Origin of the sequence: Dyella thailandensis (genome assembly GCF_050749815.1) — a bacterium.
Classification (GTDB): domain Bacteria; phylum Pseudomonadota; class Gammaproteobacteria; order Xanthomonadales; family Rhodanobacteraceae; genus Dyella_A.
This window is the reverse complement of sequence record NZ_CP192735.1, coordinates 3068327-3092122: the sequence shown is the minus strand read 5'-3', so window position 1 is coordinate 3092122 and position 23796 is coordinate 3068327. Positions and strand designations below refer to the sequence as shown.

The 23796-nt window shown below is 68.1% G+C and carries 17 protein-coding genes; 6 read left to right on the top strand and 11 right to left on the bottom strand.

The annotated features are described in order from the left end of the window. Nucleotides 1–44: 44 nt before the first annotated feature. From ACQVBX_RS14235 to hemN, 3 genes are all read right to left on the bottom strand, one after another. Entirely contained in the window at nucleotides 45–1283 is a 1239-nt protein-coding gene (locus ACQVBX_RS14235; RefSeq protein ID WP_431634911.1) for an NnrS family protein, read from the bottom strand. Between the two features lie 370 nt (nucleotides 1284–1653). After that, nucleotides 1654–2415 (bottom strand): helix-turn-helix domain-containing protein, encoded by a 762-nt coding sequence (locus ACQVBX_RS14230; protein ID WP_431634910.1) that lies wholly within the window; start codon nucleotides 2413–2415, stop codon nucleotides 1654–1656. Between the two features lie 25 nt (nucleotides 2416–2440). Further along, nucleotides 2441–3862, bottom strand: coding sequence for an oxygen-independent coproporphyrinogen III oxidase (gene hemN, locus ACQVBX_RS14225; protein ID WP_431634909.1), 1422 nt, complete (start codon nucleotides 3860–3862; stop codon nucleotides 2441–2443). Between the two features lie 171 nt (nucleotides 3863–4033). Here hemN and ACQVBX_RS14220 point away from each other — a divergent pair, with 171 nt between their 5' ends. The 4 genes from ACQVBX_RS14220 to ACQVBX_RS14205 all read left to right on the top strand — a co-directional run bounded on the left by ACQVBX_RS14220 (nucleotide 4034) and on the right by ACQVBX_RS14205 (nucleotide 12344). Continuing rightward, nucleotides 4034–5050 (top strand): LacI family DNA-binding transcriptional regulator, encoded by a 1017-nt coding sequence (locus ACQVBX_RS14220; RefSeq protein WP_431634908.1) that lies wholly within the window; start codon nucleotides 4034–4036, stop codon nucleotides 5048–5050. A 385-nt stretch (nucleotides 5051–5435) separates the two neighbouring features. Continuing rightward, nucleotides 5436–7877 carry a glycoside hydrolase family 3 N-terminal domain-containing protein gene (locus ACQVBX_RS14215; protein WP_431638193.1) on the top strand — a complete coding sequence of 814 codons (2442 nt, stop codon included), beginning with the start codon at nucleotides 5436–5438 and terminating at the stop codon, nucleotides 7875–7877. Nucleotides 7878–8146: 269 nt separating this feature from the next. Further along, nucleotides 8147–10564 (top strand): TonB-dependent receptor, encoded by a 2418-nt coding sequence (locus tag ACQVBX_RS14210; protein WP_431634907.1) that lies wholly within the window; start codon nucleotides 8147–8149, stop codon nucleotides 10562–10564. 199 nt (nucleotides 10565–10763) lie between these two features. After that, a complete protein-coding gene (locus ACQVBX_RS14205; RefSeq protein ID WP_431634906.1) occupies nucleotides 10764–12344 on the top strand; it encodes a tryptophan halogenase family protein in 1581 nt (526 codons plus the stop codon). 274 nt (nucleotides 12345–12618) lie between these two features. On the opposite strand, the gene ACQVBX_RS14200 is transcribed toward ACQVBX_RS14205, so the two are convergent. Continuing rightward, a complete protein-coding gene (locus ACQVBX_RS14200) occupies nucleotides 12619–13296 on the bottom strand; it encodes a ChrR family anti-sigma-E factor (protein ID WP_431634905.1) in 678 nt (225 codons plus the stop codon). Then, nucleotides 13293–13922 carry a sigma-70 family RNA polymerase sigma factor gene (locus tag ACQVBX_RS14195; protein ID WP_431634904.1) on the bottom strand — a complete coding sequence of 210 codons (630 nt, stop codon included), beginning with the start codon at nucleotides 13920–13922 and terminating at the stop codon, nucleotides 13293–13295. The genes ACQVBX_RS14200 and ACQVBX_RS14195 overlap by 4 nt, the downstream gene beginning before the upstream one ends. 818 nt (nucleotides 13923–14740) lie before the next feature. Here ACQVBX_RS14195 and ACQVBX_RS14190 point away from each other — a divergent pair. Continuing rightward, entirely contained in the window at nucleotides 14741–15079 is a 339-nt protein-coding gene (locus ACQVBX_RS14190) for a hypothetical protein (protein WP_431634902.1), read from the top strand. Between the two features lie 50 nt (nucleotides 15080–15129). Here the strand turns inward: ACQVBX_RS14190 and rpoD are convergent, their stop codons facing one another. Next, nucleotides 15130–16995 carry an RNA polymerase sigma factor RpoD gene (rpoD, locus tag ACQVBX_RS14185; RefSeq protein ID WP_431634900.1) on the bottom strand — a complete coding sequence of 622 codons (1866 nt, stop codon included), beginning with the start codon at nucleotides 16993–16995 and terminating at the stop codon, nucleotides 15130–15132. 144 nt (nucleotides 16996–17139) lie between these two features. Beyond that, a complete protein-coding gene (gene dtd / locus ACQVBX_RS14180) occupies nucleotides 17140–17577 on the bottom strand; it encodes a D-aminoacyl-tRNA deacylase (RefSeq protein WP_431634898.1) in 438 nt (145 codons plus the stop codon). Nucleotides 17578–17664: 87 nt separating this feature from the next. On the opposite strand from dtd, the gene ACQVBX_RS14175 reads away from it, so the two are divergent. Next, nucleotides 17665–18570, top strand: a complete 906-nt coding sequence (locus tag ACQVBX_RS14175) for a lipid A biosynthesis acyltransferase (protein ID WP_431634897.1) — start codon at nucleotides 17665–17667, stop codon at nucleotides 18568–18570. A gap of 4 nt (nucleotides 18571–18574) precedes the next feature. Here the strand turns inward: ACQVBX_RS14175 and ACQVBX_RS14170 are convergent, their stop codons facing one another. The 4 genes from ACQVBX_RS14170 to ACQVBX_RS14155 form a co-directional block, all read right to left on the bottom strand. Continuing rightward, on the bottom strand, nucleotides 18575–18898 hold the full coding sequence (locus ACQVBX_RS14170; RefSeq protein WP_431638192.1) for a tetratricopeptide repeat protein: 324 nt from the start codon (nucleotides 18896–18898) through the stop codon (nucleotides 18575–18577). Next, nucleotides 18898–20610, bottom strand: coding sequence for an ArnT family glycosyltransferase (locus ACQVBX_RS14165; protein ID WP_431634896.1), 1713 nt, complete (start codon nucleotides 20608–20610; stop codon nucleotides 18898–18900). The genes ACQVBX_RS14170 and ACQVBX_RS14165 overlap by 1 nt, the downstream gene beginning before the upstream one ends. A gap of 95 nt (nucleotides 20611–20705) precedes the next feature. Further along, nucleotides 20706–22652 carry an asparagine synthase (glutamine-hydrolyzing) gene (gene asnB / locus ACQVBX_RS14160; protein WP_431634895.1) on the bottom strand — a complete coding sequence of 649 codons (1947 nt, stop codon included), beginning with the start codon at nucleotides 22650–22652 and terminating at the stop codon, nucleotides 20706–20708. Nucleotides 22653–22727: 75 nt separating this feature from the next. Then, nucleotides 22728–23792 carry a CDP-glycerol glycerophosphotransferase family protein gene (locus tag ACQVBX_RS14155; protein ID WP_431634894.1) on the bottom strand — a complete coding sequence of 355 codons (1065 nt, stop codon included), beginning with the start codon at nucleotides 23790–23792 and terminating at the stop codon, nucleotides 22728–22730. Between the last annotated feature and the right edge of the window lie 4 nt (nucleotides 23793–23796).

Here is a 23796-nt window from a genome sequence, read left to right as displayed (position 1 = left end):
AGCCGATCGCACGAACGCGCTGCCTGCGACAGCCTGCCGCCGGCTCAGCCCGGCTTGCCGTCCGCGCGCGGGGTCAGGTAGATCCATGCCGAGCGCAGCACCCACGGCGCGAAGGCGATCAGCCAGCCCGCCGCGGCGATCACCAGCCAGCGGTAGCTGTCCGATCCCAGCTCGGCGCGCACGCGCAGTACCACCACACACTGCAGCAAGACGAAGCACAGCCACGGCACCGCGCCCATCTGCAGCAGGCGGCCGGAATGGCCCTGCGTCACCCGCGTCACCATCGCCACCAGCATCGAGCCGAAGTAGCCGATGGTCAGCACGTGCAGCGGCGCCAGCCCGAGCACGGTCTCGCCGGTGACCAGCTGCCACGCGCTCTGCAGCGCGTACAGCGCGAATGCCACGGGCAGCCACGCAAAGGCCAAGTGCAGCGCCAACAGCAGGCCCGGCCGGCGCGCCCGCCACGGCCGCCACATCAGCGCGTGCGCGGCGAACAGCAGCGCCAGCGGCGCATCGGCCGGCCAGCGCCAGGCCTGCGCGCCGGCCAGCTCCAGCGCCACGTGCGCCGTCAGCAGCGTCCACGCCAGCACCAGGCTCGCGCGCGGCCGCCACATGCGGTAGCCAGCGATCACGTTCGCGCTGAAGAACGGAATCATCCGGTGGCACACGCTGAAGTAGATCGGCAGCAGGAAGCCGAACACGCCCAGCCGGATCGCCAGCGTCATCGCCACCGGCGGGGCGCCAAACAGCGCGGCCAATCCGGCGATGAGTCCGATGCTGCCCACCGCGAGCGCTGCCAGGCACGACCACGCATGAGCCTGCCGTGCGGTAGAGGCGGCCAGCACCTGGGCCAGCGTGACCAGCGCCACGCCGCAGCCGATGGCGGTCAGCAGCACGCCCGCGCGCAACAGCGCGAGACTGCCGAGCAGGCCGGCGTGCGCCAGCAGATAGCCACCGAATACCGCGCCGGCCACCGGCACGTAGCGCCGGCGCGGCAGCGCGGGGCGATCCAGCCAGCGGGGAAACACGGTGAGCAGGAAGCCGAACATGAAAAGCGGCAGCATCCCGTACACCGTGAGCAGCGCATGGCCCCACGCCGGCGGCACCGGTGGCTGCGGCCAGCGCCCCCAGCCATAGCGCAGCGACGCCAGCTGCAGCGCCCACCACGTCATGCTGGTAAGCACCGCGCAGCTGCCGGCGAAGAACAGCAGGCGGTGCGGCGCCTGGGCGAGGATGTCCGGCACGCGCATCGGCGTGGGTGGGGTGATCACGGTATCGCGCATGGCGGCACTCGGAACGAAGCGAGGCCACCATGCTGGTGACGGTGCCGCGCGGGTGCCCTGATCTGGGTCAGCGTGGGCGGTGCCGGGGAGGTGGCATCACCGCGATTCCTCCGGGCGAGATCGCACCAAGGCTTTCACCTCCATGCGGTGACAGCCTGGATCGCACGGCGGATTCCCTCCCTGTCGATGCGGGAATGGGGAGGCATGACGAGGCGCTGGCGAGCGGGACTGCACACCGCCCGGGGGCGAGTCGAATCACGAGCGCGCTGCGCCAACCGGCGTCACGCACTACACGGCATCGCATCAGCGGCGAGCCAGGCGCTCGCGCGGCAGAGGCACGCTCCACCGGAGCGCGGCCATCGCGCGCCGCTCAATCCGGCAGCAGGTTCTGCCCGATCTTCTCCAGACCCTTCACGTCGAGCAGTTCCAGCTCGCGGCCTTCGATGGCGATGAGGTTCTGGCTGCGAAAGCGCGTCAGCACCCGGCTTACCGTTTCCGAGGCCAGGCGCAGGTAGTTGGCGATGTCGCCGCGCGACATGCTCAACGCGAAGCGCGTGCCGGAGAAGCCGCGCGCGGCGTAGCGGCGGCCCAGGTCACACAGGAACGCGGCCATGCGCTCGTCGGCGCTGTGGTCGCCGGCCAGCAGGCTGGCGGTGCCGAGTTCCTTGCTGAGCAGGCGGAACAGATGCTGCTGCACGGCCGGCATGCGCGCCGCCAGCGCACTCATGGCGGGAAACGAGAAGCGGCAGAACTGCGCGTTTTCCAGTGCGATCGCGTCGCACGGGAAATGCTCCGGATAGATCGCGTTGAGGCCGATCACCTCGCCGGGCAGGTAGAAGCCCAGCACCTGCTCGCGGCCTTCCTTGTCGACCAGGCAGGTCTTCACCGTGCCGGCGCGCACCGCGAAGATCGCGCGGAACGGATCACCGGTGCGGAACACGTGATCGCCCGAGCGGTACGGCCCCACGTGTTCCACCAGGCAGTGCAGGGCCTCCAGCTCGGGCTTGCCGTAGCCCACCGCGATGCAGGCGCCGGCGAAGGCGCAGGTGCGGCAGAAACGGACCTCGTCGCCATCGTTGGCGATCGGGCTGGGCGGATCGGGCAGGCGGCCTGCCGGATGGCTGGAGCGCATCGTGGGTGACAACCGGTGGCGTGGGTCAGATGGCGCGCGAGTAGCGTGCCGGCGATGCCTCGTCATCGAGATAGGCATCGAAGCACATCGCGATGATACGCAACAGCAGGCGTCCTCGCGAAGTCACCCGGATCATGCGCTCGTCCAGCGTCACCAGGCCGTCATCGGCCAGCGCGCGCAGCCGCTCCAGCGCCTGCGCGAAATAGGTGTCGAACAGCAAGCGGTGGCGCGCGCCGAAGGCGGCCATGTCCAGCTCGCCGTGGCACATCAGCTCGCCGATCGCGGCGCGGCGGATCACGTCGTCCTCGTCCAGCAGCAGGCCGCGCGCCACCGGCAGGCGGCCGGCGTCGAGCGCGGCGTAGTAGCCGGTGAGGTCGCGTGCGTTCTGGCTGTAGCTGTCGCCGATGCGGCCGATCGCGCTCACGCCCAGGCCCACGATGTCGCAGTCGCCGTGGGTGGAATAGCCCTGGAAGTTGCGCTGCAGCTGGCCGGCGCGCTGCGCCCGCGCCAGCTCGTCGTCGGCGCGGGCGAAATGGTCCATGCCGATATAGACGTAGCCGGCGGCGGTGAGCCGTTCCAGCGCGCGGCCGAACAGCGCCAGCCGGGTCGCCGGGTCGGGCAGCTCGGCCGCCTCGATCTGCTGCTGCGCCTTGAACATCGCCGGCAGGTGGGCGTAGCCGTAGACCGCGACACGATCCGGCGCCAGCGCGATCACCTCGGTGAGTGTGCGGTCGAAACCGTCCAACGTCTGCCGCGGCAGGCCGTAGATGAGGTCCACGCTGGCCGAGACGAAGCGCGCTTCGCGCGCGGCGTGCAGCACCTCGGCGGTCTGCGCCACGCTCTGGATGCGGTTCACCGCCGCCTGCACGGCGGGGTCGAAATCCTGGATGCCGACCGAGATGCGGTTGAAGCCCAGCTCGGCCAGCCCGTGGATGTAGGCCGCGTCGGCGAAGCGCGGGTCGATCTCGATGCCGTATTCGCGCTGGTCGTCGCGGACGAAGCTGAAATGCCGCGCCAGCGACTCCATCAGCTCGCGCATCCGCGGCAGGTCGAGGAAGTTCGGGGTGCCGCCGCCGAAATGCAGCTGGCGCACTGGGCGGTCGCGATCGAACAGCGGCGCGACCAGCTCGATCTCGCGCACCAGCCGTTCCAAATAGCGGTCGGCCTTGCCGATGTCGCGCGTGATTACCCGGTTGCAGCCGCAGTAGAAGCACGGGCTCATGCAGAACGGCACGTGCACGTAGACCGACAGTGGCCGCGGAATCGGTTCCTCGTTGGACTCGCGGATCGCCGCGCGCAGCGCCGTTTCGTCGAAGTCGCTGCGGAACTGCGGCGCCGGCGGGTAGCTGGTGTAGCGCGGGCCGTTGATGTCGTAACGGGCGATCAGCGCCGCATCGAAGGTCGGCGGCGCAATGGCGGCGGGAGCGGGGGCGTCGGCTAGGTCCATGGCCGGCACTTTGCCCGGCCGCGGCGCGTGGGCTCTTGACCAGGATCAGGGCAACGCGCGATCGAGCTGCGGCGAGCTGTCGCGGCCGCCGCCGAAGCCTGGCGCATCCTTGTCAGGCGCCGGCAGCGGCAGGCATAGTCCCACCGATGGCACGGGGTGTCGGGAGCATGCATGCGGGTCCGCCTTGAAGACGTAGCGCGTGCGACGGGCGTTTCGCCCAAGACGGTTTCGCGCGTGCTCAACGAGGAGCCGTCGGTCAAGGAGTCCACGCGCCAGCGCGTGCTCGCCGCGATGGAACAGATGAACTACCGCCCCAGCCCCGCCGCGCGCGGGCTGGCCGGCAGCCGTTCGTTCCTGGTGGCGATGCTCTACGACAACAACGACAACCCCGCCTCCACCTACCTGGCCGAGATCCAGGACGGCGTGCTCGAGGCGTGCAACGCCAACCGCTATTCCATGATGGTGTGCCCGCTGCGTACGCGGGTGCAGGACTTCATCCGCCGCGTCGACGCGCTGGTCGCCGACCACCACATCGACGGCGTCATCGTCACGCCGCCGCTCACCGACAACGCCGCGCTGCTGCGCCGCCTGAAGGAGCACGGCGTGCCGCACGCGAGCATCTCGCCGCAGCGGCGCGAGCACGTCATCGGCGTATGCATGGACGAGCAGCAGGCGGCCAAGGCGCTGGTCGGCGAATTGGTGAAGCTGGGCCACCGGCGCATCGCGCACATCGTCGGCATCGCCGACCACGGCGCCAGCCGCTGGCGCCTCAACGGCTACAAGGAAGCATTGGCCGAGGCCGGCCTGCCGTTCGATCCGGATTACGTGGTGCAGGGGCAATTCACCTTCGGCTCCGGCGTGCTCGCCGCGCGCGAGCTGTTCTCGCGGCCGACCCTGCCCACGGCGATCTTCGCCGCCAACGACGACATGGCCGCCGGCGTGATGTGGGCGGCCAACGAGCGCGGCCTGAAGGTGCCGCGCGACCTGTCGGTATGCGGCTTCGACGACACTCCGCTGGCCACCCAGTTGTGGCCGCCGCTGACCACCGTGCGCCAGCCCAGCCGCGAGATGGGCAAGCTCGCCACCGAGCAGCTGATGGAAGTGCTGCGCGGCAGGGGCAACGGCCTGCTGCTGCAGGTGCCGTACACGCTGCAGATGCGCGAATCGACGGCTGCCGTGCCGGGTTGATTGCTGCGGGTGTTGGGCTTCGCGCCGGTCGCCCACAGGGTGGGCTCCTGCACAGGGGCTTTTGTGACGTGGCCGCCGCTGCCCCATAGGAGCCCACCCTGTGGGCGACCTTCCGGATTCTTGTCTGCGCCCGCAAACCGCACCACGGCGCCATTTCCCGCCGATCACCCACGCTCTCCCCGCGTCGACGACGCCCCCTCCGTCATGCTGCACTGCAATTTGACAGCGCTGTCATTTCTGCCAGTCTGCCCCGCCAGAGCGGTTCCGCGAGGGAGCCGCGCGCTTCGCAGCAGGGGAGAAAGGCGTGCCCGCATCCGTCCGTCATTGGCGTTCCGTTCCGGCGATTCTGGCCGTCACCCTGGCGTGGTTGCCGCTGGCCGCGGCCATGGCGGGCCAAGCCGCGGCGGCCGTGCATCCGGAGCGCTGGCCGCGCGCGCACTGGCCGTTCCCGGCCGACCCGGCGCTCGAGCACAAGGTCGCCGCGTTGATGGCGCAGATGACAGTGGAAGAGAAAGTCGGCCAGTTGATCCAGGCCGACATCCTCAGCGTGACGCCGGATGACGTGCGCAAGTACCACCTGGGCGCGATCCTCGCCGGCGGCAATTCCAAGCCCGGTGCCCGGCTGACGGCGGACGCGAAGCAGTGGCAGGCGCTGTCCGATGCGTTCTATCGCGCGGCGATGGAGCGCCACGACGGCCGCCCGGCGATCCCGCTGCTGTTCGGCATCGACGCGGTGCACGGGCACAACAACACCGTCGGCGCCACACTGTTTCCGCAGAACTCGGCGCTGGGCAACGCGCACGATCCGGAACTGATCCGCCAGATCGGCGCCGCCACCGCGGCCGAGGTGCGCGCCACCGGCATCAACTGGACCTTCGCGCCCACCGTGGCGGTACCGCAGGACGTGCGCTGGGGTCGCAGCTACGAGGGCTACTCGCAGGATCCGAAGCTGGTCGCCGAGTACTCGCGGGCGATGGTCGAGGGCCTGCAGGGCAAGGTCGGTACGCCGCAGTTTCTCGACGACGCGCACGTGATCGCCACCGCCAAGCACTACCTCGCGGACGGCGGCACCAAGGACGGCAAGGACCAGGGCGACGCTGAGGTCAGCGAGCGCGAGCTGATCGACGTGCACGCGGCCGGCTACCCGCCGGCGATCGACGCGGGCGTGCAGACGGTGATGGCGTCCTTCTCCGGCTGGAACGGCGTGAAGATGCACGCCAACAAGGCCTTGCTGACCGACGTGCTCAAGCAGCGCATGGACTTCCAGGGCCTGCTGGTGGGCGACTGGAACGCGCACGGCCAGATCCCCGGCTGCAGCAACACCGACTGTCCGCTCGCCTACAACGCCGGCATGGACATGCTGATGGCCCCGGACAGCTGGCGCGGCCTGTACGAGCACACGCTGGCCGAGGCGAAGTCCGGGGCGATCCCGATGGCGCGACTGGACGACGCGGTGGCGCGCATCCTGCGGGTGAAGTTCCGCGCTGGGCTGTTTGAGGCGGGCTTGCCGTCGGCCCAGCCGCTGGCGAAGCGCGCCGATGAGATCGTCGGTAGCCCCGCGCACCGCGCGCTGGCCCGTCGCGCCGTGCGCGAGTCGCTGGTGCTGCTGAAGAACAACGGCGGCGTGCTGCCGCTCGATCCGCGCAAACGCATCCTGGTCGCCGGCGAAGGCGCCGACAACATCTCCCGACAGAGCGGTGGCTGGACGCTGACTTGGCAGGGCACCGGCCTGAGCAACGCGAATTTCCCGGGCGCCCAGTCGATCGGCGCCGGCATCGCCCGCCAGGTCGCCGCTGCCGGTGGCCATGCCGAAATCGCCGTCGATGGCCGGTACACGCGCAAGCCCGACGTGGCCGTGGTGGTGTTCGGCGAGGATCCCTACGCCGAGTTCCAGGGCGATCTGCCGAACCTGCTGTACCGCCCGGGCGATGACCACGATCTGCAGCTGATCCGCCGCCTCAAGGCCGCCGGCATTCCGGTGGTGGCGGTGTTCCTCAGCGGTCGCCCGCTGTGGGTGAATCGCGAGATCAACGCCGCCGACGCCTTCGTCGCCGCCTGGCTGCCGGGCAGCGAGGGCGAGGGCGTGGCCGACGTGCTGCTGCGCACCGCCGACGGACGTATCGCGCACGACTTCCACGGGCAATTGGCCTATGCCTGGCCGCGCACCGCACTGCCGGGGCACGGCGCGCCGCAGTTCCCGCTCGGCTACGGGCTGAGCTATGCGCACGGCGCCACTGTGCCGGCGCTGCCGGAGGTATCGGGCATCCAGGGCGAGCAGATCCCGGTGGGCAACTACATCGACCGCGGCAAGCCGGTGCACGGCTACAGCGTGAGTCTGGTCGGTGCCGACGGCGACACCGTCTCCGCCGATGTGTCATCGGCCGCCACGGCGGACGGCAGCCTGCGCATGAGTGCGCTCGACTACCGCGCGCAGGAGGATTCGCGCCGCTTCGCCTGGACGCGCGACCAGGCCACGCTGGCCGTGCGGGCGCAGGCGCCGCTGGACCTGGATCGCCAGACCAACGGCGATGTGCTGCTGGTGGTCACGCTGCAGGTGGATGCGCTGCCGGGGCCGGATGCGTGGATCGGCCTGGGCTGCGGCACGCAGTGCCAGGGGCGGGTGGCGCTGGGGCCGCAGCTGGCGCACCTGGCCAGCGGCCAGTGGAGTCGCGTTGGCGTGCCGCTCAAGTGCTTCCGCGCCGCGGGCGCGGACATGCACCACATCGAGCAGCCGTTCCAGCTCGGTGCCCGGGCGGGTTCCTCGCTGGCGGTGTTCCGCGTGGCGCTGGGCACGGATGCCGACGAGGTGGTGACGTGCCCGAAATGAGCCGACGGAACGGGGTCGACGCCGGTCCCGTTCCCGCGAATTGACTTGCTGCGCACCAAAAGCGCCGCGAGCCGAAGCCAAGAAGATGACGAGATTCGAGTAAAAACAGGAAGTTGCCGCGATCAAAAGGTGTGCTGCCGCGCGTCAAGCTTCCAGCGAACGAAACTTTTATCATCGGTAATGACAGCGCTGTCATTTCGGGGATAGCAGATCCGGCCGGCACCGTCGTGCCGGCAACGAACCATCAGACTATGTGGAGGGGGAAGTACATGAAGCTGCGCTACTCGGCGTTGTATGTCGCCATGACCCTGGTGCTCGCTCCAGGCACCGTACTCGCTGCCCCGCAGGACGCGTCGTCGTCCGATGCGGCGCCGGCAAAGAAGAAAGTGACCCAGCTGGACGCGGTGCAGGTGAGCGCGACCAAGCGCGAAACCCCGCTGCAGAAGACGCCGGTGGCGGTCAGTGCGATCTCCGCCAACACGCTCGACAAGGAGCGGGTGATGACCGTGCAGGACATCACCAAGCTGGTGCCCGGCCTGCAGGGCACCTCGCAGGGCGACCACGGCGTGGTCACGCTCACCCTGCGCGGTATCGGCAACGACAGCGCCAAGACCGAATACGCCGACCCCGAGGTGGCCACCTTTGTCGACGGCGTCTACAGCCCGCGCGCCGAAGCGGCGTCCAGCCTGCTGCTGGACATGGACAGCGTGGAAGTGCTGCGCGGCCCGCAGGGCACGCTGTGGGGACGCAACTCCACCGCCGGCGCGATCAGCTTCACCACCGCCAAGCCGGACATCGAAGGCGGCTTCTACGGCAACGGCAGCATCGAGGCGGGCAACTACAACCAGAGCGGCGTGCGCGCCGCGGTGAACCTGCCGATCAGCAGCACCTTCGCCATGCGCGTGGCGGCCGTGCACCAGCAGCACGACGGCTACGTCGACTACCAGAACCCGATCGGCCAGATCCCCTCGGTGGACCAGCAGCGCGCCACCTACCTGGCCACGGGCGGCGACCCGGCGGCGTTCCAGCCGATCGACCCGAACGACTTCGTGAAGGGCGGCAAGAAGTACAACGCGCAGGACCAGTCGGCCGCCCGCGTGAGCGCGCGCTGGAAGCCGTCGGACAACTTCCTGTGGGATCTGTCCTACGAGTACTTCACCGACCGCGGCACGCCCAGCATGAATCTGATGCAGCAGCCGCGGCCCGGGCAGAAGTTCTGGTCGACCCTGGCCGATGTGGCGCCGTACCTCGACCGCACCGCCAAGTCGGTGCGCAGCCGCATGGACTGGCAGCTCGGCGATGGCCTCGACCTGACCTACGTGGCCGGCTACAACCGCTACTCCGGCAAGAGCGACTTCGACCAGGACGGCGGCGTCAACGTACCCACCAGCTTCACCACCAACGGCGTGTACCAGGAAGACCGCACCAACTTCTCCAACTACTCCAGCTACAGCCACGAGCTGGACCTGAAGTCCACCGGCGAGCAGACCGTCGACTGGATCCTGGGCCTGTACTACGCCCACGAGAACAACAACATCCGCTTCGACATCCCGATCATGAACGGCACCCAGCACGGCACCGTGAGCTGGCAAGGCTCGTTCATCCAGCCCGAAGAGTTGGTGGAGTCGTCGGCGGCGTTCGGCCAGGCCACCTGGCATATGAGCGACACCTGGCGCCTCACCGGCGGCGCGCGCTGGTCGCACGACAAGCGCGAGAACCGCGGCGGCATCAACTGGGGCTGGGGCTACGACGCGGCGTATCCGCAACTGCCGCTCTCGCCGTGGCAGAACCCCGGCGATGCCGGCTTCAACATCAGCCAACACAACGACGGCACTTACAGCAAGAGCAAGCCGACCTGGCTGCTGCGCGTGGACCACGACCTGGGTGCGACCGGGCTGATCTACGCCAGCGTGTCCACCGGCTACAAGTCCGGCGGCACCCAGGACGGCGGCGCGTTGTACAAGCCCGAGACGCTGACCAACTACGAGATCGGCACCAAGTTCTCCTTCCTCGACGGCCACCTGACCTGGAACAGCGCGGCCTACTACGAGGTGTTCAAGAACTACCAGCTGTCCGCGCCGGTGACCTACCCGGACGGCACGCACGGCCTGGGCTTCGCCAACGTGGGCGGCAAGACCAAGGTGGGCGGCCTGGAGTCCGAGCTGGCCTATTCGCAGAACCACGATCGCGCCACGCTGGTGCTCTCGGTGATCCCGGAGAAGAAGCTGGGTACCGAGCGCTACGCGGCCAGCAACGATTACTACGTGCCCACCGCCTGCCCGCCGGAGTCGACCATCAGCAACAACTGCGCGGACATCACCGGCAACGATCTGCCGCACGCGCCGGACGTGTCGCTCACCGCGATCTACGAGCACGACTTCGTGCTCGGCAACGGTGGCCGGCTGACCCCGCGGATCAGCTCGCAGTACCAGAGCGCACAGTGGCTGAGCTGGTTCAACTTCGGTGACGGCGACAAGCAGAAGGCCTACGTGCGTACCGACCTGGCCCTGCGTTACTCCGAGCCGGGCGACAAGTGGTACATCAACGCCTACGTGCAGAACGTCAGCGACGGCCGGGTCAAGAGCAGCGCCGCCGGCAGCACCCTGCTCGCCAACGGCACGGTGGCCTTCACCTCGCAGTATCTGCCGCCGCGCACCTACGGCGTGCAGTTCGGCTTCTGGTTCTGAGCTGATCGACGGCGGCGCGTCATGACGGTCGCGCCGCTCCCCTTTTGCCGTTCCCAAGCCGGTGTTGCAGGAGCTGACACCGGCACCCTCCCCTTGAATGGCGCATCGGCCGGGTCTCCACCCAGGAGGCCCGGCCTTTCTTTATCGTTCGCCGGTGAGCAGACGGAGCGGCCGGCGACGTGAACCGGAGGCGCAAGCGATGGCGCGGTTGAAGAAAGTATTGGTCGTTGGCGGCGGCACCGCCGGCTGGCTGGTGGCGTGCTACCTGGCCAAGGCGATGCGTTCGAGCGATCCTTCGGCGGTGCAGGTGCACCTGGTGGAGGCCGAGAACATCGGCCTGCTGGGTGTGGGCGAGGCCACGTTCCCGTCGATCCGCGGCACACTGGCCGCGATCGGGCTGGACGAGCGCCGCTTCCTCGACGGTGCCCACGCCACCTACAAGCAAGGCATCCACTATCGCCACTGGGTGCGACCGCCGGGCGCGCCGGGACGCGAGGCGTTCTTCCATCCCTTCAGCCTGCCCAGCCAGCGTCCGGGCGGACCGGAGCTGCTGCCGTACTGGCTGCTGGGCGAGGCGCCGACGGGCCTGTCGTTCGCCGAGGCGGTAGCGATGCAGAGCCGGGTAGTGCAGCACCAGCGCGCGCCCAAGCGCCCGCAGGACGGCGACTACCAGGGGCCGCTGAACCACGCCTTCCATTTCGATGCCGCCTGCTTCGCCAAAGTGCTGGCCGAACACGGTACCGAAGTACTCGGCGTGCATCGCCACGTGGCGACCGTCGAGCGCGCCGAGCTGGACGAACGCGGCGCCATCGCGCGATTGATCACCAGCGAGCTCGGCGCCATGACGGCCGACCTATACGTGGACTGCACCGGCCTGCGCGGGCACCTCATCGATGGCGCATTGCAGTCGCCGTTCCACAGCCGGGCCGACGTGCTGTTCGCCGATCGCGCCGTGGCCATGCAGGTGCCGTACGAGCGGCCCGATGCGCCGATTCCCTCCTACACCATCGCCACCGCGCAGGAGGCCGGCTGGACCTGGGACATCGGCCTGCAGCAGCGCCGCGGCGTGGGCTACGTGTACTCCTCGCGGCACAGCGACGAGGAGCGCGCCGAGCAGGTGCTGCGCGATTACCTCGGCCCTTCGGCCGAGGACCTGACGCCGCTGCGCATCCGCTTCGAGACCGGCTACCGGCCCGAGCACTGGCGGCACAACTGCGTGGCGGTCGGGCTGGCCGGTGGCTTCGTTGAACCGCTGGAATCCACCGGCATCGCCCTGGTGGAGCTGGGCGCCTACCTGCTCACCCACGCGCTGCCGGCCGACCTCGACGACCTGCCGCGCATCGCCCGCCAGCACAACGCGATGATGGTGGCTCGCTACGAGCGGATCATCGACTTCATCAAGATGCACTACTGCATCAGCCAGCGCGGCGACACGCCGTTCTGGATCGACAACGCCGACCCCGCCAGCATCCCGCCGACGCTGCAGGACAAGCTGGCGCTGTGGCGGCATCGACCGCCGCATCGACTGGATTTCGTCAGCGACCTGGAGATGTTCCAGATGGCGAGCTGGCAGTACGTGCTGTACGGCATGGAGTTCCACACCGATCTCGAGCCGATGCGCCACGCCTACCCGCAGGCCGACGAGGCGCGGCGCGAGTTTGCAGCGATCCAGCAGGTGGCGCAGCACGCCCTCGGCGACCTGCCCGACCATCGCGCCTTCGTCGAGCGGATGGTGGGTGAGCACCGCGAGCGCACCGGGCGGCGGCACGCCGCGGCCTAATTCGCGCCCGCCGATGTTGCGCGGGGCCGGAGAATCGCGCGCGTCGGCCTGCCATCGGGCGCTCGGCTGCCCCGTTCGTCGCTGGCCGAGCAGGCCGGTGCCGACCCGCGAAGAACACCTCCGTTTCGCCGGTGAAAACCAACTCGGGACCACGTAGGACTGGGGCCGACCAGGACGATGCGCGGTGATATAGCGAGAAAGAGCCACGCCAGGCGGCGGGGCTCCTTCTTCATTCGCAGGATGTCCGCCTTCCTGTGAGGCAGACGCCGACGGTCTACAGCCCTACCAGCGGCTGCACCTTGCGCGCGAACCAGCCCGGGAAGCGCAGCGGAGCGTCCAGCGCGGCGACGCAGATGCACGGTACGCCCGGCGAGGTCACCGGCTGATGCTCGACCTCGCCGTCCAGATCGGCCATGTCGCCCGGCCCGAAGTGCCCCAGCGCGTCGTCGTACGCGCCCTTGAGGATCTGGGTCAGCTCGGAGCCGCCGTGACTGTGCACCGGCATGCTCTTGCCGGGCGCGATCTTCAGCAGGATGAGGTTGTCGCCGGTGGGCCGCGCGGCGCGGATCATGTGCACGCCGGGAGCGGTCCAGCGCCAGCGCAAGTCGCGCCAGGACGAGCCGAAATACGGGCGCAGCGGCCGCGGCAGCAGGTCGATATCAGTGGTCTCGGCGGGCGCATCGTCCTCGCCGCCCAGACGCGGCGGGGTGGGCGCCGTCGCATCGAGCCGGGCGAGCATCTGCGCGCGCAGCTGCGCATGGCGGCTGCCCTCCTCGGCCGGCTGGCGCTGGCTGAGCAGGAAGCCGCCGATGCGCTCGGCAAACGCCAGCTGCTGGCGGCAGTGTCCACAGACCTCCAGATGGGTCGCCGCCACGGCGCGCAGGCCGTCGGACATCGCGCCGGCGGCGTAGCTGACCAGGGTCGCCTCGTCCAGGTGATGGCGCGGGTTCATGCCGCCCCCCTGCACACTTCCACCTGCAACTTGAGGAAGGCGCGGCGCAGCGAGGACTTCACCGTTCCCAGCGGCATCCCCAGCTCGGCGGCGATCTCGCAGTGCGTCTTGGCTTCGAAATAGGACATGCGGATCAACCGCGCCTGGGTGGCCGGCAACTTCTCGATGCGCCGTGCCAGGTCCACATGGTCGGCGTAGCTCTCGGCGCGGGAGAACGCCTCATCGGTCGCTTCTTCCGGCAGCTCCACGCCTTCCGGCAGCGACACCCAGTAGCGCTCCTGGCGCAGGCGGTCGATATGCAGGTTGCGGGCGATGCGAAACAGCCAGGTGGCCAGGCTGCCACGGCTGGCCTCGAACATGCCAGCGCGCTGCCACAGCCGCAGCAGCACCTCCTGGGCCAGCTCCTCGGCAATCGCCTCGGCGGCACCCAGACCGCGCAGGTAGAGACGCACGCGGGGAAAGAAATGGTCGTAGATGCGCATGAAACTTTCACGGTCGGCACGAGCCGCCACCGCCGCCATTTCGGCAGCCCAGTCCTCGGCAGTCTTCGGTTGCGGGTCGTGGGTCGACATGGCTCGCGCCGCCTCGAAAGGCGACAGGCTCCAGCGGGTGGCGTCGTGTTTCATGGTCGAACGGCAATTGGGAAGTCCGCTCGGTTTACGGACAGTGCCCGGATTTGGATGCGATAGCCAGCGTGGCCATGCGCCGCCCCTATCCGTCGACGGCAGAGCCGCTGGAAGCCGTCTGCGGCACTTGAGCCGCTGCCACTTGTTCCGTTTCGTGGAAACTTCCAGAAAAAGGCCGCCTATCGCACAGACGCTGTGTTGACAGGGGCATAGGGCGCCACGTGATGGGCTGTAAGGCTGCCCCCCCCCCCCCCCCCGATCTAGCCCCAGTTGCCCCAATTTCAACGAGACGTGTTGAACTGCATCGGGCAGTCGATTCTGTCCAGATGCATGTCTGAGGCAGGTTCTAGCACTTCCTCAAATTGCACCGGATCTATAGATGGTGGGCCCGCCAGGACTCGAACCTGGAACCAAGGGATTCGCTTGTTCCGAAGGTTTCCCCTCGGCGCGGACTATCTCTTCGCCCGCCGTGCGACGCAACGATGCGCGTACGGGTGGGGCGCGGGACGCTCGAGCCTGTTATGAAGGGCACTGCAGCCCTCAGGTAGTCTCTGCACCTTCCGCCGGTGTACCGGCGGCTTGGCTCAGGGTTGCCACCGGCCGCGTTGCGCCGCTGAGGTTTCCCTGAATTCATCCCGATCCCAGCCGCGGATTACGCCGCGGTGGCACCTTTCGATGAGTCCCCTGCTCTAACCATTGAGCTACAGGCCCATGCCCGCATGGTAGCAACGAATCGTGCCGCAGGCTCCGTTTTTTGGACCATGGTCGTCTGATGCAATCCAGACGAAAGTGCGTGGTGTGCCGAAAGTTGCTGGCGGGTGGGCAACGAAAATTCTGTTCCCGGCTGCAAGAACAAGGACACCAACCAACGTCACCAAAGCTACGCCTGTCAGCAGGCGCGCGGCTTGCGGCGCAAGTGCCTGCTTATCGCGGAAGCCGGCGGACGTTGCACTCGCTGCGGGTATTCGAGGAATCTGGCCGCGCTGACATGGCACCACACGGATCCGGCGAAGAAGTCGTTCAACCTCGACATGTGCGCCCTGTCAAACCGGAGCGATGGCGAGGTCCGGACCGAGCTCGCGAAATGCGTGCTTCTATGCGCCAACTGTCACGCCGAGGAACACTTTCCCGATCTGGCGGCGGTGAGCACGTCCTGAACTGACAACGGCCGCATGCGCGGCCGTTGTCGATTACCAAAGGGCGGTGCTTATTCCAGGTCGAGGAACGAGCGCAGCTGTTCCGAGCGGCTGGGGTGACGCAGCTTGCGCAGGGCCTTGGCTTCGATCTGGCGGATGCGCTCGCGGGTGACGTCGAACTGCTTGCCGACTTCTTCCAGCGTGTGATCGGTGTTCATGTCGATGCCGAAGCGCATGCGCAGTACCTTGGCCTCGCGCGGGGTCAGCCCGGCGAGCACGTCGCGCACGGTCTCCATCAGGCCGGTCTCGGTGGCCGAGTCGATCGGCGAGCTGGCGTTGCCGTCCTCGATGAAGTCGCCCAGGTGGGAGTCCTCGTCGTCGCCGATCGGGGTCTCCATGGAGATCGGCTCCTTGGCGATCTTCAGCACCTTGCGGATCTTGTCCTCGGGCATGTCCATCTCCTTGGCCAGCTCCTCCGGCGTGGCCTCGCGGCCGAACTGCTGGAGCATCTGGCGGGAGATGCGGTTGAGCTTGTTGATCGTCTCGATCATGTGCACCGGGATGCGGATGGTGCGCGCCTGGTCGGCGATCGAGCGGGTGATCGCCTGGCGGATCCACCAGGTGGCGTAGGTCGAGAACTTGTAGCCGCGGCGGTATTCGAACTTGTCCACCGCCTTCATCAGGCCAATGTTGCCTTCCTGGATGAGGTCGAGGAACTGCAGGCCGCGGTTGGTGTACTTCTTGGCGATCGAGATCACCAGACGCAGGTTCGCCTCGACCATCTCCTTCTTGGCGCGGCGGGCCTTGGCCTCGCCCACGCTCATCGCGCGGTTGATGTCCTTGATGTCGGTCAGCGGCAGGAACAGCTTGCGCTCGATCGCGGCGAGCTTTTCCTGCTCGGCGTCGATCGCGTCCTTGTGGGTCTTGATGTTCGGCGACCACTTCTGGCGCTTGCGGCCCAGCTCGGCCGCCCACTCGAGGTTGCCCTCGTTGCTGGGGAAGGTCTTGAGGAACTCGGCCTTGGGCATCTTCACCTGCTTGACGAAGATGTCCATCAGCACGCGCTCGTGGTGGCGGATGTCGCCCACCACTTCGCGCAGCTTGCGCACGAAGCTGTCGATCAGCGCGGACGGCAGCTTGAGCTTGAGGAACTCCTCGGCCATCTGGTCGCGCAGCTTGACGATCTTCTTGTCGGTGATGCCGGTGGCCTTGGGCGCGGCCCTCTGGAACTTGGCGTAGTAGTCGCGCAGCAGCTCCATGCGACGCTTGACCTCTTCCGGATCCGGACCGGTCGGGCCGGCTTCCTCGTCGTCGGAGCTGGTGTCGTCGTCTTCCTCTTCCTCGTCGCCTTCCTCCTCGGTGCGGTTGGCGGCGGCTTCCTCGGCTTCGGCGAGCGCGGCGTCGGCGGCGGCTTCCAGGTCGAGGAAGCCGGCGAGAATTTCGGACAGGCGGCGCTTGCCGTCCAGGTGCTGGTCGTACTCTTCCAGCAGCAGTTCGATGGTCAACGGGAAGCTGGCCAGCGCGGTCTGCACCTGGCCCAGGCCTTCCTCGATGCGCTTGGCGATGGCGATCTCGCCCTCACGGGTGAGCAGCTCGACCGTGCCCATCTCACGCATGTACATGCGCACGGGGTCGGTGGTGCGGCCCACTTCGGAGTCGACCGCCGACAGCAGGGCCACGGCTTCCTCGGCCGCGGCCTCGTCGTCGTTGCCGCCACCGGGGGCGTTGTCGGCCAGCGGATCGGCGTCCGGCGCGGCGTCGTGCACCTCGATGCCGACGCCCTTGAGCACCGCCATGATGTCTTCGATCTGCTCCGGATCGACGATGTCGTCGGGCAGGTGGTCGTTGATCTCGGCATAGGTCAGGTAGCCCTGCTCCAGACCCTTGGAGATGAGCGCCTTGATTTCTGACTGTTGCTCGGGAGCTTTGCTATTCATACCTACCGCCGCGGATGCAGGAACCGATCAGTATAGCCATGTGCTGCTTTTTTGACCAGTTTTCAAGTGGGGATCGAAAGGGAGCTGGGCAGCAAGAATCGCGCCAGATCGCGCCGTAGCGCGTGTTCGCTGGAGCGTTCGCCATCAGGTTTCGAGCCAGAAGGTCACCGGTCCGTCGTTGACCAGGTGTACCTGCATATGGGCGCCGAAGCGGCCGGTTTCCACCCGTGGGTGCGCAAGGCGGGCCAGCTCGACCAGACGATCGAACCAATGCCGGCCGTGCTCGGGCGCGGCTGCCGTGGTGAAGCTCGGCCGCATGCCAGAACGGGTGTCGGCGGCCAGGGTGAACTGGCTCACCAGCAGCAGGTCGCCGCCGGTGTCGGTAAGCGAACGGTTCATCTTGCCCGCGTCGTCGGCAAACACCCGATACCCGAGCAGCCGCTGCACCATGCGCTGCGCCTGCGGCTCGCCGTCCTCCGGCTGCACGGCCACGAGGGCCAGCAGGCCCGCGTCGATGGCGCCCACGGTTTGGTTGTCGACAGACACATGCGCCGAGGTGACGCGCTGGATCAGGGCGATCATGCAGGGTTCCGAAGCAGACGCTTCAGCTTAGCGCGATCGTTTCCCGCTGGCAGCGGGTGGCGGCGAGGCTTCGACTAAACTGCCCCGATGCGTGCGGACATCTACCTGATCTATCTCCTGCTGCGCCTGCTGGCGCGATTGCCGCTGCGCTGGCTGCACGGCCTGGGCGCCTTCTTCGGACGGCTGCTGTTGGTCGTCGGCGCGCGCAGCGCCGAGGTGACCGCGGTGAACCTGGCGATCGCCCGTCCTGGCCAGCCGCCGGCGGCTCGTCGTGCGTTGCTGCGCGAGGCGATGGCGGAGGGTGGCAAGTCGGTCACCGAGATCATCAAGGTGTGGGGCAGCGGGGCCACGCGCGCGCTGGGACTGGTGCGCGAGGTGCGCGGCGCCGAGCTGTTCGATGCGGCGTTGGTCAGCGGCAAGGGCGTGATCATCGCCGCCCCGCATCTGGGCTGCTGGGAGCTGCTCAATTACTGGCTGTGCAGCCGCACGCCGATGGCGATTCTCTACCGGCCGCCACGGATCGCCGCGATCGAGCAACTGCTGCGCAAGGTGCGCGGGGCGCTGGCGCCCGAGCAGGTGCGCGCCGAGGGCGCAGGCGTGCGCACGTTGTACAAGCGGCTGGCCGCCGGCGGCACGGTGGGGATCCTGCCCGATCAGAAACCCCGCGCCGGCGACGGCGAGGTGGCCCCGTTCTTTGGCCGTGACGCGCTGACCATGGTGTTGCTGCCGCGCCTGGCGGCGCGCACCGGCGCCACGGTGCTGTTTGCCTTCGCCGAGCGGCTGCCGCGCGGCGCAGGTTTTCGCATTCACCTGCTGCCGGCGCCGGCCGGGCTCGACGATGCCGATCCGGCGGCGGCCTGCGCGGCCCTCAACCGCGGCGTGGAAGCCTGCGTGGAGCGGGCGTTCACGCAATACCAGTGGCAGTACAAGCGCTACTCGGCCGACGGACTGGTGAGCCCGTACGACGGCGCCGGCCGCCTCGCGGTGGATTGAGCGCTTAGCCCTCGCGCGCCAGCCGCTTGAGGAACACGGTCATTTCCTTGGCCGCCTGCTGGTCACCGCGCTCGGTGGCCACGGCGATGCCCTGTCGCCACGCGGCGGCTGCGCCGTCGTGGTCGTGCAGCGCAAGGCAGGCCTTGCCCAACGCTTTCCAGGCCGCGGAGTAGCGCGGATCGAACTCGACAGCGCGCTGCAGTTCGGCGCGGGCGGCAGCCGCATCGCCGCCATCCAGCAATGCGCTGCCGAGCGAGAAGCGCAGCAACGCGCCGTCGCGCGGCCCGCCGCACTGGGCCCGCAACGCCGCGATGCGGTCGGGCGGGATCACGGACGCAGGGGCGCCGGATAGATGCGAGTCGGCGTGGCCGGCTCCGGCGGCTGCTGGCCGGCCTGCACGTCGCTCAGTACCGTCGCCGGCCAGATCACGACCCACGACGAACGGAACGGCTGCACCAGCAAGGCGTAGCGACGGTCGGCGCTCGTAAGTTTCTCCGGATGGGTGACGATCAGGCCATCGGGGTGCGCTTGGGCGAAGGCTGCGATCGCCGCGTCGCCGCGAATCTCGGTGATTGGCCGGGTCAGGCGCGCGGCGAAATGGAACTGCGCATCGTAGGCGCCGACGTAGGCGATCGGGCGCTGTTCGGCCTCGGCCGCGGCCAGCAGGTCGGTCGATGGCGTGAGGTCGTACTTGTGCCAGGCGGTCAGGGTGAACAGCGTATTGAACGCCAGCGTGCCGATCAGGCCGGCGATCGCCAGCCGCCGCATCTCGCCGCGGCCGCGCAACAGCAGCAGCGCGCCGAGCAGCAGGAACAGCACGGAGAAGTACCGGCTGTAGTCCACCGCCTCGTCGAACCACTCCCCGTGCAGACGGTTGCTGGCCACCAGGTCCGGCAGCACGAACATGAATACCGCCAACAGCGCGCCGCCCAGTGCCAGCGGCCAGGTGCCCAGCCAGGCGGTGCTGGCCAGTTGCGGATGGCGCTCGCGCAGCAGCGCGATGGCGCCGGCCAGCAACAGGCAGCCGCCGCCGAGTTCAGGCAGCGGGTAGTACAGCTGCTTGCCGCTGACCAGCGAGAACGTGACGAACGCCGGCACCAGCCAGCACAGCGCGAAGCGCACGCCGGCCGGCAGCGGCCGACGCAGCATCGCCAGGGCCGCCACGGCGCGCGGCCAGGCGGCGAGCGGGAACATCAGCACCGGAATCGCCAGCAGGTACCACCACAGCGGACGGGCATGGTTCTGCAGGTCGGCCGCCGGGGCCACGCCGTTGACGACGCGCGCCGCGGTCTGGGTGAAAAACAGCCGCTGCCGGTACGCCTCGCCGCCGCTGAAGCCGGCCGGAATCGCCCAGGCCAACAGCATCGCCAGGCCCAGCAGCACGCCCAGCGCGCCCAGGCCATACCAGCGCGCGCGATGGGTTCGCGCCCAGTCGTTCCACAGCGGGCCCAATAGCCAAGGAAAGACCACGTGCAGCAGCATCACCGGCCCCTTGGTCAGCAGGCCGAAGCCGATGCACAGCCCGAACAGCCACCAGCGCGGCTCGGCGCGGCGCTCGGTCGGCAGCAGGCACAGCAACGTGGCGAGCACCCAGGTCGCCAGCAGCACGTCGTACATGATCTGCAGGCCGAACAAAAACGCGTAGCTCAGCGACAGCAGCATCCATGGCGTGGCCGAAGCGACCCACGGCCGGTCCGGGAACAGCCGCCGCGCAATCGTCGACACCAACACCAGCTGCGTGGCGCCGAAGCCCACTTCCAGCACCCGCGGCCACACGTCGCTGACGCCGAACGCGGCCCAGCCGGCGTGGATCATCCAGAACAGCAGCGGCGCCTTTTCGCTGTACGGCTGGCCGTTGACGTAAGGCACCAGCCAGTGATGCCCGTGCCACATCTCCCAGGCGACCGCGAGGGTGCGCGTGGAGAACAGCGGCATCGGCCCGTGCGCGAAGATCGCCAGCAGCGCGGCCGCGGTCCACAGCGGCAGCCAGGGCCACAGGGCGCGCAGGTGTTCGGAGCGGGCGTAGTACTTAGGTTGCATGATCTGGCTTGGCGGAGCGAAGGCCGGAGTCTAACTTCTCGCCGGATCTACCGCTTCTCGGATACGGCTCCAGACCGCGACTTGTCCTTCAACCTTCAGCGTGGATGCTTGATCTCCCGGCGGCTCTGCTGCCAGTAATCTAGCCAAGTCTGGAACATCAACACATTCCACAGGTGGGTGTGCCACTTGCGCTCGCCTTGCTCGAAGCGATGCCAGATCCCAGCGACGATATCGACATCCAGCACCCCGTCGGCGGCGAGGCGCGAGGGCGACAGCAGGTCCCCTGCCCAGGCGCGCAGGTCGCCGCGCAGCCAGGCGGTCACTGGCGCTCCGAAACCCCTTTTGGGGCGGTCGACCATCGGCGAGGGAAGATAGCGTCGAAGCAACTTCTTGAGCAGATACTTGCTCTCGCGCTCGTGGAGTTTCAGCTCCAGTGGCAGCGACCACGCGAACTCGGCCACACGCCAGTCGAGCAAGGGCGTACGGACCTCCAGGCTCACCGCCATGCTGGTACGGTCCACTTTGCAGAGCAGATCGTCTGGGAGATAAGTGACGAAGTCGGCCAACATCATGGCATCGGCCGGCGTGCCCTCTCCGCTTAGCGGATCGGGCAGGTTATAGAAGCAGTCGATCGCCCTGGCTCCCCGGACGACCGCTGCCGGGTCGTACCAGCGGGTGACGCGGTTACGATAGACGTCGCCGATCCCCTGCGCGCCCATCTCGGCCAACAGCGCCGGCAGGCCGCCACCACGAGCGGCTTCGCCCTGCCGGGTGGCGAAGCGCGCCATCTGTCGGCGCCAACCCCCCGGCATCCGCGAAAGCCATTGCCAGTTGCGAAGCGCGCGCTGGTAGCGGCGATAACCGAGAAAGAGCTCGTCACCCCCGTCGCCGGAGAGTGCCACGGTGACGTGCTGGCGCGTCATACGTGCCAGCAGAGCGGTGGGTACCTGCGAAGCATCGGCGAAGGGCTCGTCGAACATGGCGGGCAGTTGAGGCACCACGGCTAACGCATCGGCTCCGGATACGTAGAGTTCGGTGTGATCGGTACCCAGATGTTGTGCCACCGCCCGTGCCAGCGGCGCTTCGTCGTGGTGAGAGCCTTCGAACCCGATGCTGAAGCTGTGCACCGGCTGGGTGCTTTGCTCCTGCATCAGTGCCGTAACCATGGAGGAGTCGGTGCCGCCGGAGAGGAATACGCCGACCGGAACGTCGGCGACCATGCGCAGACCCACGGAGTCGCGAAGCAGCGCGCCGAGCTGGCGCTCGGCTTCATCCGTCGTACCAATGAACGGCTGGGCCAGCGCCGCGCGCATACGCTCGCGAGCGTCCCACAGCGGACGTTGTGCCATGAACGGGTCGTGGGCCGCCGATCCTGCCCTGACCGCTGCGGCGTCCAGACGCAGCACGTGGCCCGGCATCAACTTGAAAGTCTTCTGGTGGATGCAGTGCGGCGCGGGAATATAGTCCAGGCGCAGCAGCAGTGTCAGTACGTCGCGGTCGACGCCATTGTCGAAGCGCGGGTGGTGCCAGAGCGCCTTCAGTTCCGAACCGAACACCAGCGTATCGCCCGCCCAGCCGTAGTAGAGCGGCTTCTTGCCGACCCGGTCGCGCGCAAACCACAGGCAGCGCTCATGGCGGTCCCACAAAGCCAGCGCATACATGCCGTTGCAGCGGCCCAGGGTGTCCTGCAGGCCCCAGCGGGCGATGCCGGCCAGGAGCACCTCGGTGTCGGAGTGCCCTTTGAACTGCGCGCCGAAGCTTTCCAGCTCGCGGCGAAGCGTCTGGAAGCCGTAGATCTCTCCGTTGTATGCGATCACGTACCGGCCGTCGGCGGATACCATCGGCTGATGGCCCAATGCGGACAGGTCGAGGATGCTCAGGCGGCGATGCGCCAGAACGATGCCGGCCTGCGCATCGGACCATATGCCATGGTCGTCCGGTCCACGATGGTGCAGCGCTTCGTTCATGGCGCTCGCCAGTGCCCGCAGCGTATCGTCGGGCTGTTCCGGCGAGGGCAGCAACATGCCCGTCAATCCGCACATGGTCTGTCCTCGTCGGCGGGAGTGCGCAGTTCGTGCGGCTGTGCTCGCTTCATGCTGGGCGGTCTCGGTGGAAGCTCAACTGGCCAGCATCGCGCGCAGGTCGCGATAGCACTGCCAGCGGCGCCAGAGGTTCATGGGTTTGCGCGCCAGCGGCCCGTACGCGCCGGCCTGGAACCGCGCGACGGCGTCCAATACTCGGTCGCTGGCGTGGCCGTCGCGTGAGGGGTGAATGGCGTCCGCGTGAGCCTTCAATGCAGCTTGCAATTGGGGTGTTGGGCGCAATGCGCGGCGCACCGCCGACTCGACCTCCGCAGGCGTCTGTACGTCAATCATGAAGGGCTTCGGACGCCGGTTCTTCACAGTGACCACGGGTTTGAGCTGCACGGCGAATTCGTCGATGACCGACGAAGTGTCGCAAACCAGCACGTCGGCGCTGCGTTGCATGTCCAGCAGGTGGTCGGAGTCCATGAACACAGCGTGGTCTGGATGCGCCTCGGCCATGCGTTGGTACCGCTGGACCAGTGTGTGTGGACATTTAGGGTGGAGAGTGAGCAACCAATACCACTCACCCCTCGCCACCAGCTGCTCCAACGTATCGAGCATGCCGGGTGCAGAACTCAGCGATTCGGTGAAGGTGGAGGCGTACATCACGCACGGGCGGCCGGCGGCAGCTTCGCGCAATCGTTCGGCCACGGGCGAAGTCGCGCCGTAAAAAAGCGGATCGAGCTTGGGCCAGCCGGTTTCCTCCACCGCGAAATAGCGATCCTGTCGGCTCAATTCGAGGAACGGCTGGGTGGTAGCCGGACCTTGGGTGCAATACAGATCAAAGAAGCCGCGCAAGCGAAAGTGGCCTCGATGCGGGTCGCGCTTCTCGGCATTGAAACCATGGAAAAGCTGCACTTTCACGCCCGGGATTCCTGGCGGCACCCAGTTGGCGGCCGAGAAGACCGCGTCATAGCGGTGCTGTACCGTTTCGGCAAAGCGAGTCAGGCGATGCATGTCGGCGGGCAAGTAGGGCGCGATAGGTGCGGGAACTAGCCAGTCGACAACGGCACCCCGCGCACGCGCCGCGCGTGCCAGCGGCCGCAGGATGGGCACAGCGTAGAGCTCGGTGCCGAAAAGCAGGTAGCGCGCAGGCATTCGA

What these genes read in the sequence shown, in the direction of transcription:
- dtd (WP_431634898.1), bottom strand. Translation starts at nt 17,577, where the DNA reads ATGATCGCCCTGATCCAGCGCGTCACCTCGGCGCATGTGTCTGTCGAC.
- ACQVBX_RS14230 (WP_431634910.1), bottom strand. Translation starts at nt 2,415, where the DNA reads ATGCGCTCCAGCCATCCGGCAGGCCGCCTGCCCGATCCGCCCAGCCCG.
- ACQVBX_RS14175 (WP_431634897.1), top strand. Translation starts at nt 17,665, where the DNA reads ATGCGTGCGGACATCTACCTGATCTATCTCCTGCTGCGCCTGCTGGCG.
- ACQVBX_RS14210 (WP_431634907.1), top strand. Translation starts at nt 8,147, where the DNA reads ATGAAGCTGCGCTACTCGGCGTTGTATGTCGCCATGACCCTGGTGCTC.
- asnB (WP_431634895.1), bottom strand. Translation starts at nt 22,652, where the DNA reads ATGTGCGGATTGACGGGCATGTTGCTGCCCTCGCCGGAACAGCCCGAC.
- ACQVBX_RS14200 (WP_431634905.1), bottom strand. Translation starts at nt 13,296, where the DNA reads ATGAACCCGCGCCATCACCTGGACGAGGCGACCCTGGTCAGCTACGCC.
- ACQVBX_RS14215 (WP_431638193.1), top strand. Translation starts at nt 5,436, where the DNA reads ATGGCGGGCCAAGCCGCGGCGGCCGTGCATCCGGAGCGCTGGCCGCGC.
- ACQVBX_RS14155 (WP_431634894.1), bottom strand. Translation starts at nt 23,792, where the DNA reads ATGCCTGCGCGCTACCTGCTTTTCGGCACCGAGCTCTACGCTGTGCCC.
- rpoD (WP_431634900.1), bottom strand. Translation starts at nt 16,995, where the DNA reads ATGAATAGCAAAGCTCCCGAGCAACAGTCAGAAATCAAGGCGCTCATC.
- ACQVBX_RS14235 (WP_431634911.1), bottom strand. Translation starts at nt 1,283, where the DNA reads ATGCGCGATACCGTGATCACCCCACCCACGCCGATGCGCGTGCCGGAC.
- ACQVBX_RS14205 (WP_431634906.1), top strand. Translation starts at nt 10,764, where the DNA reads ATGGCGCGGTTGAAGAAAGTATTGGTCGTTGGCGGCGGCACCGCCGGC.
- ACQVBX_RS14165 (WP_431634896.1), bottom strand. Translation starts at nt 20,610, where the DNA reads ATGCAACCTAAGTACTACGCCCGCTCCGAACACCTGCGCGCCCTGTGG.
- ACQVBX_RS14220 (WP_431634908.1), top strand. Translation starts at nt 4,034, where the DNA reads ATGCGGGTCCGCCTTGAAGACGTAGCGCGTGCGACGGGCGTTTCGCCC.
- ACQVBX_RS14195 (WP_431634904.1), bottom strand. Translation starts at nt 13,922, where the DNA reads ATGAAACACGACGCCACCCGCTGGAGCCTGTCGCCTTTCGAGGCGGCG.
- hemN (WP_431634909.1), bottom strand. Translation starts at nt 3,862, where the DNA reads ATGGACCTAGCCGACGCCCCCGCTCCCGCCGCCATTGCGCCGCCGACC.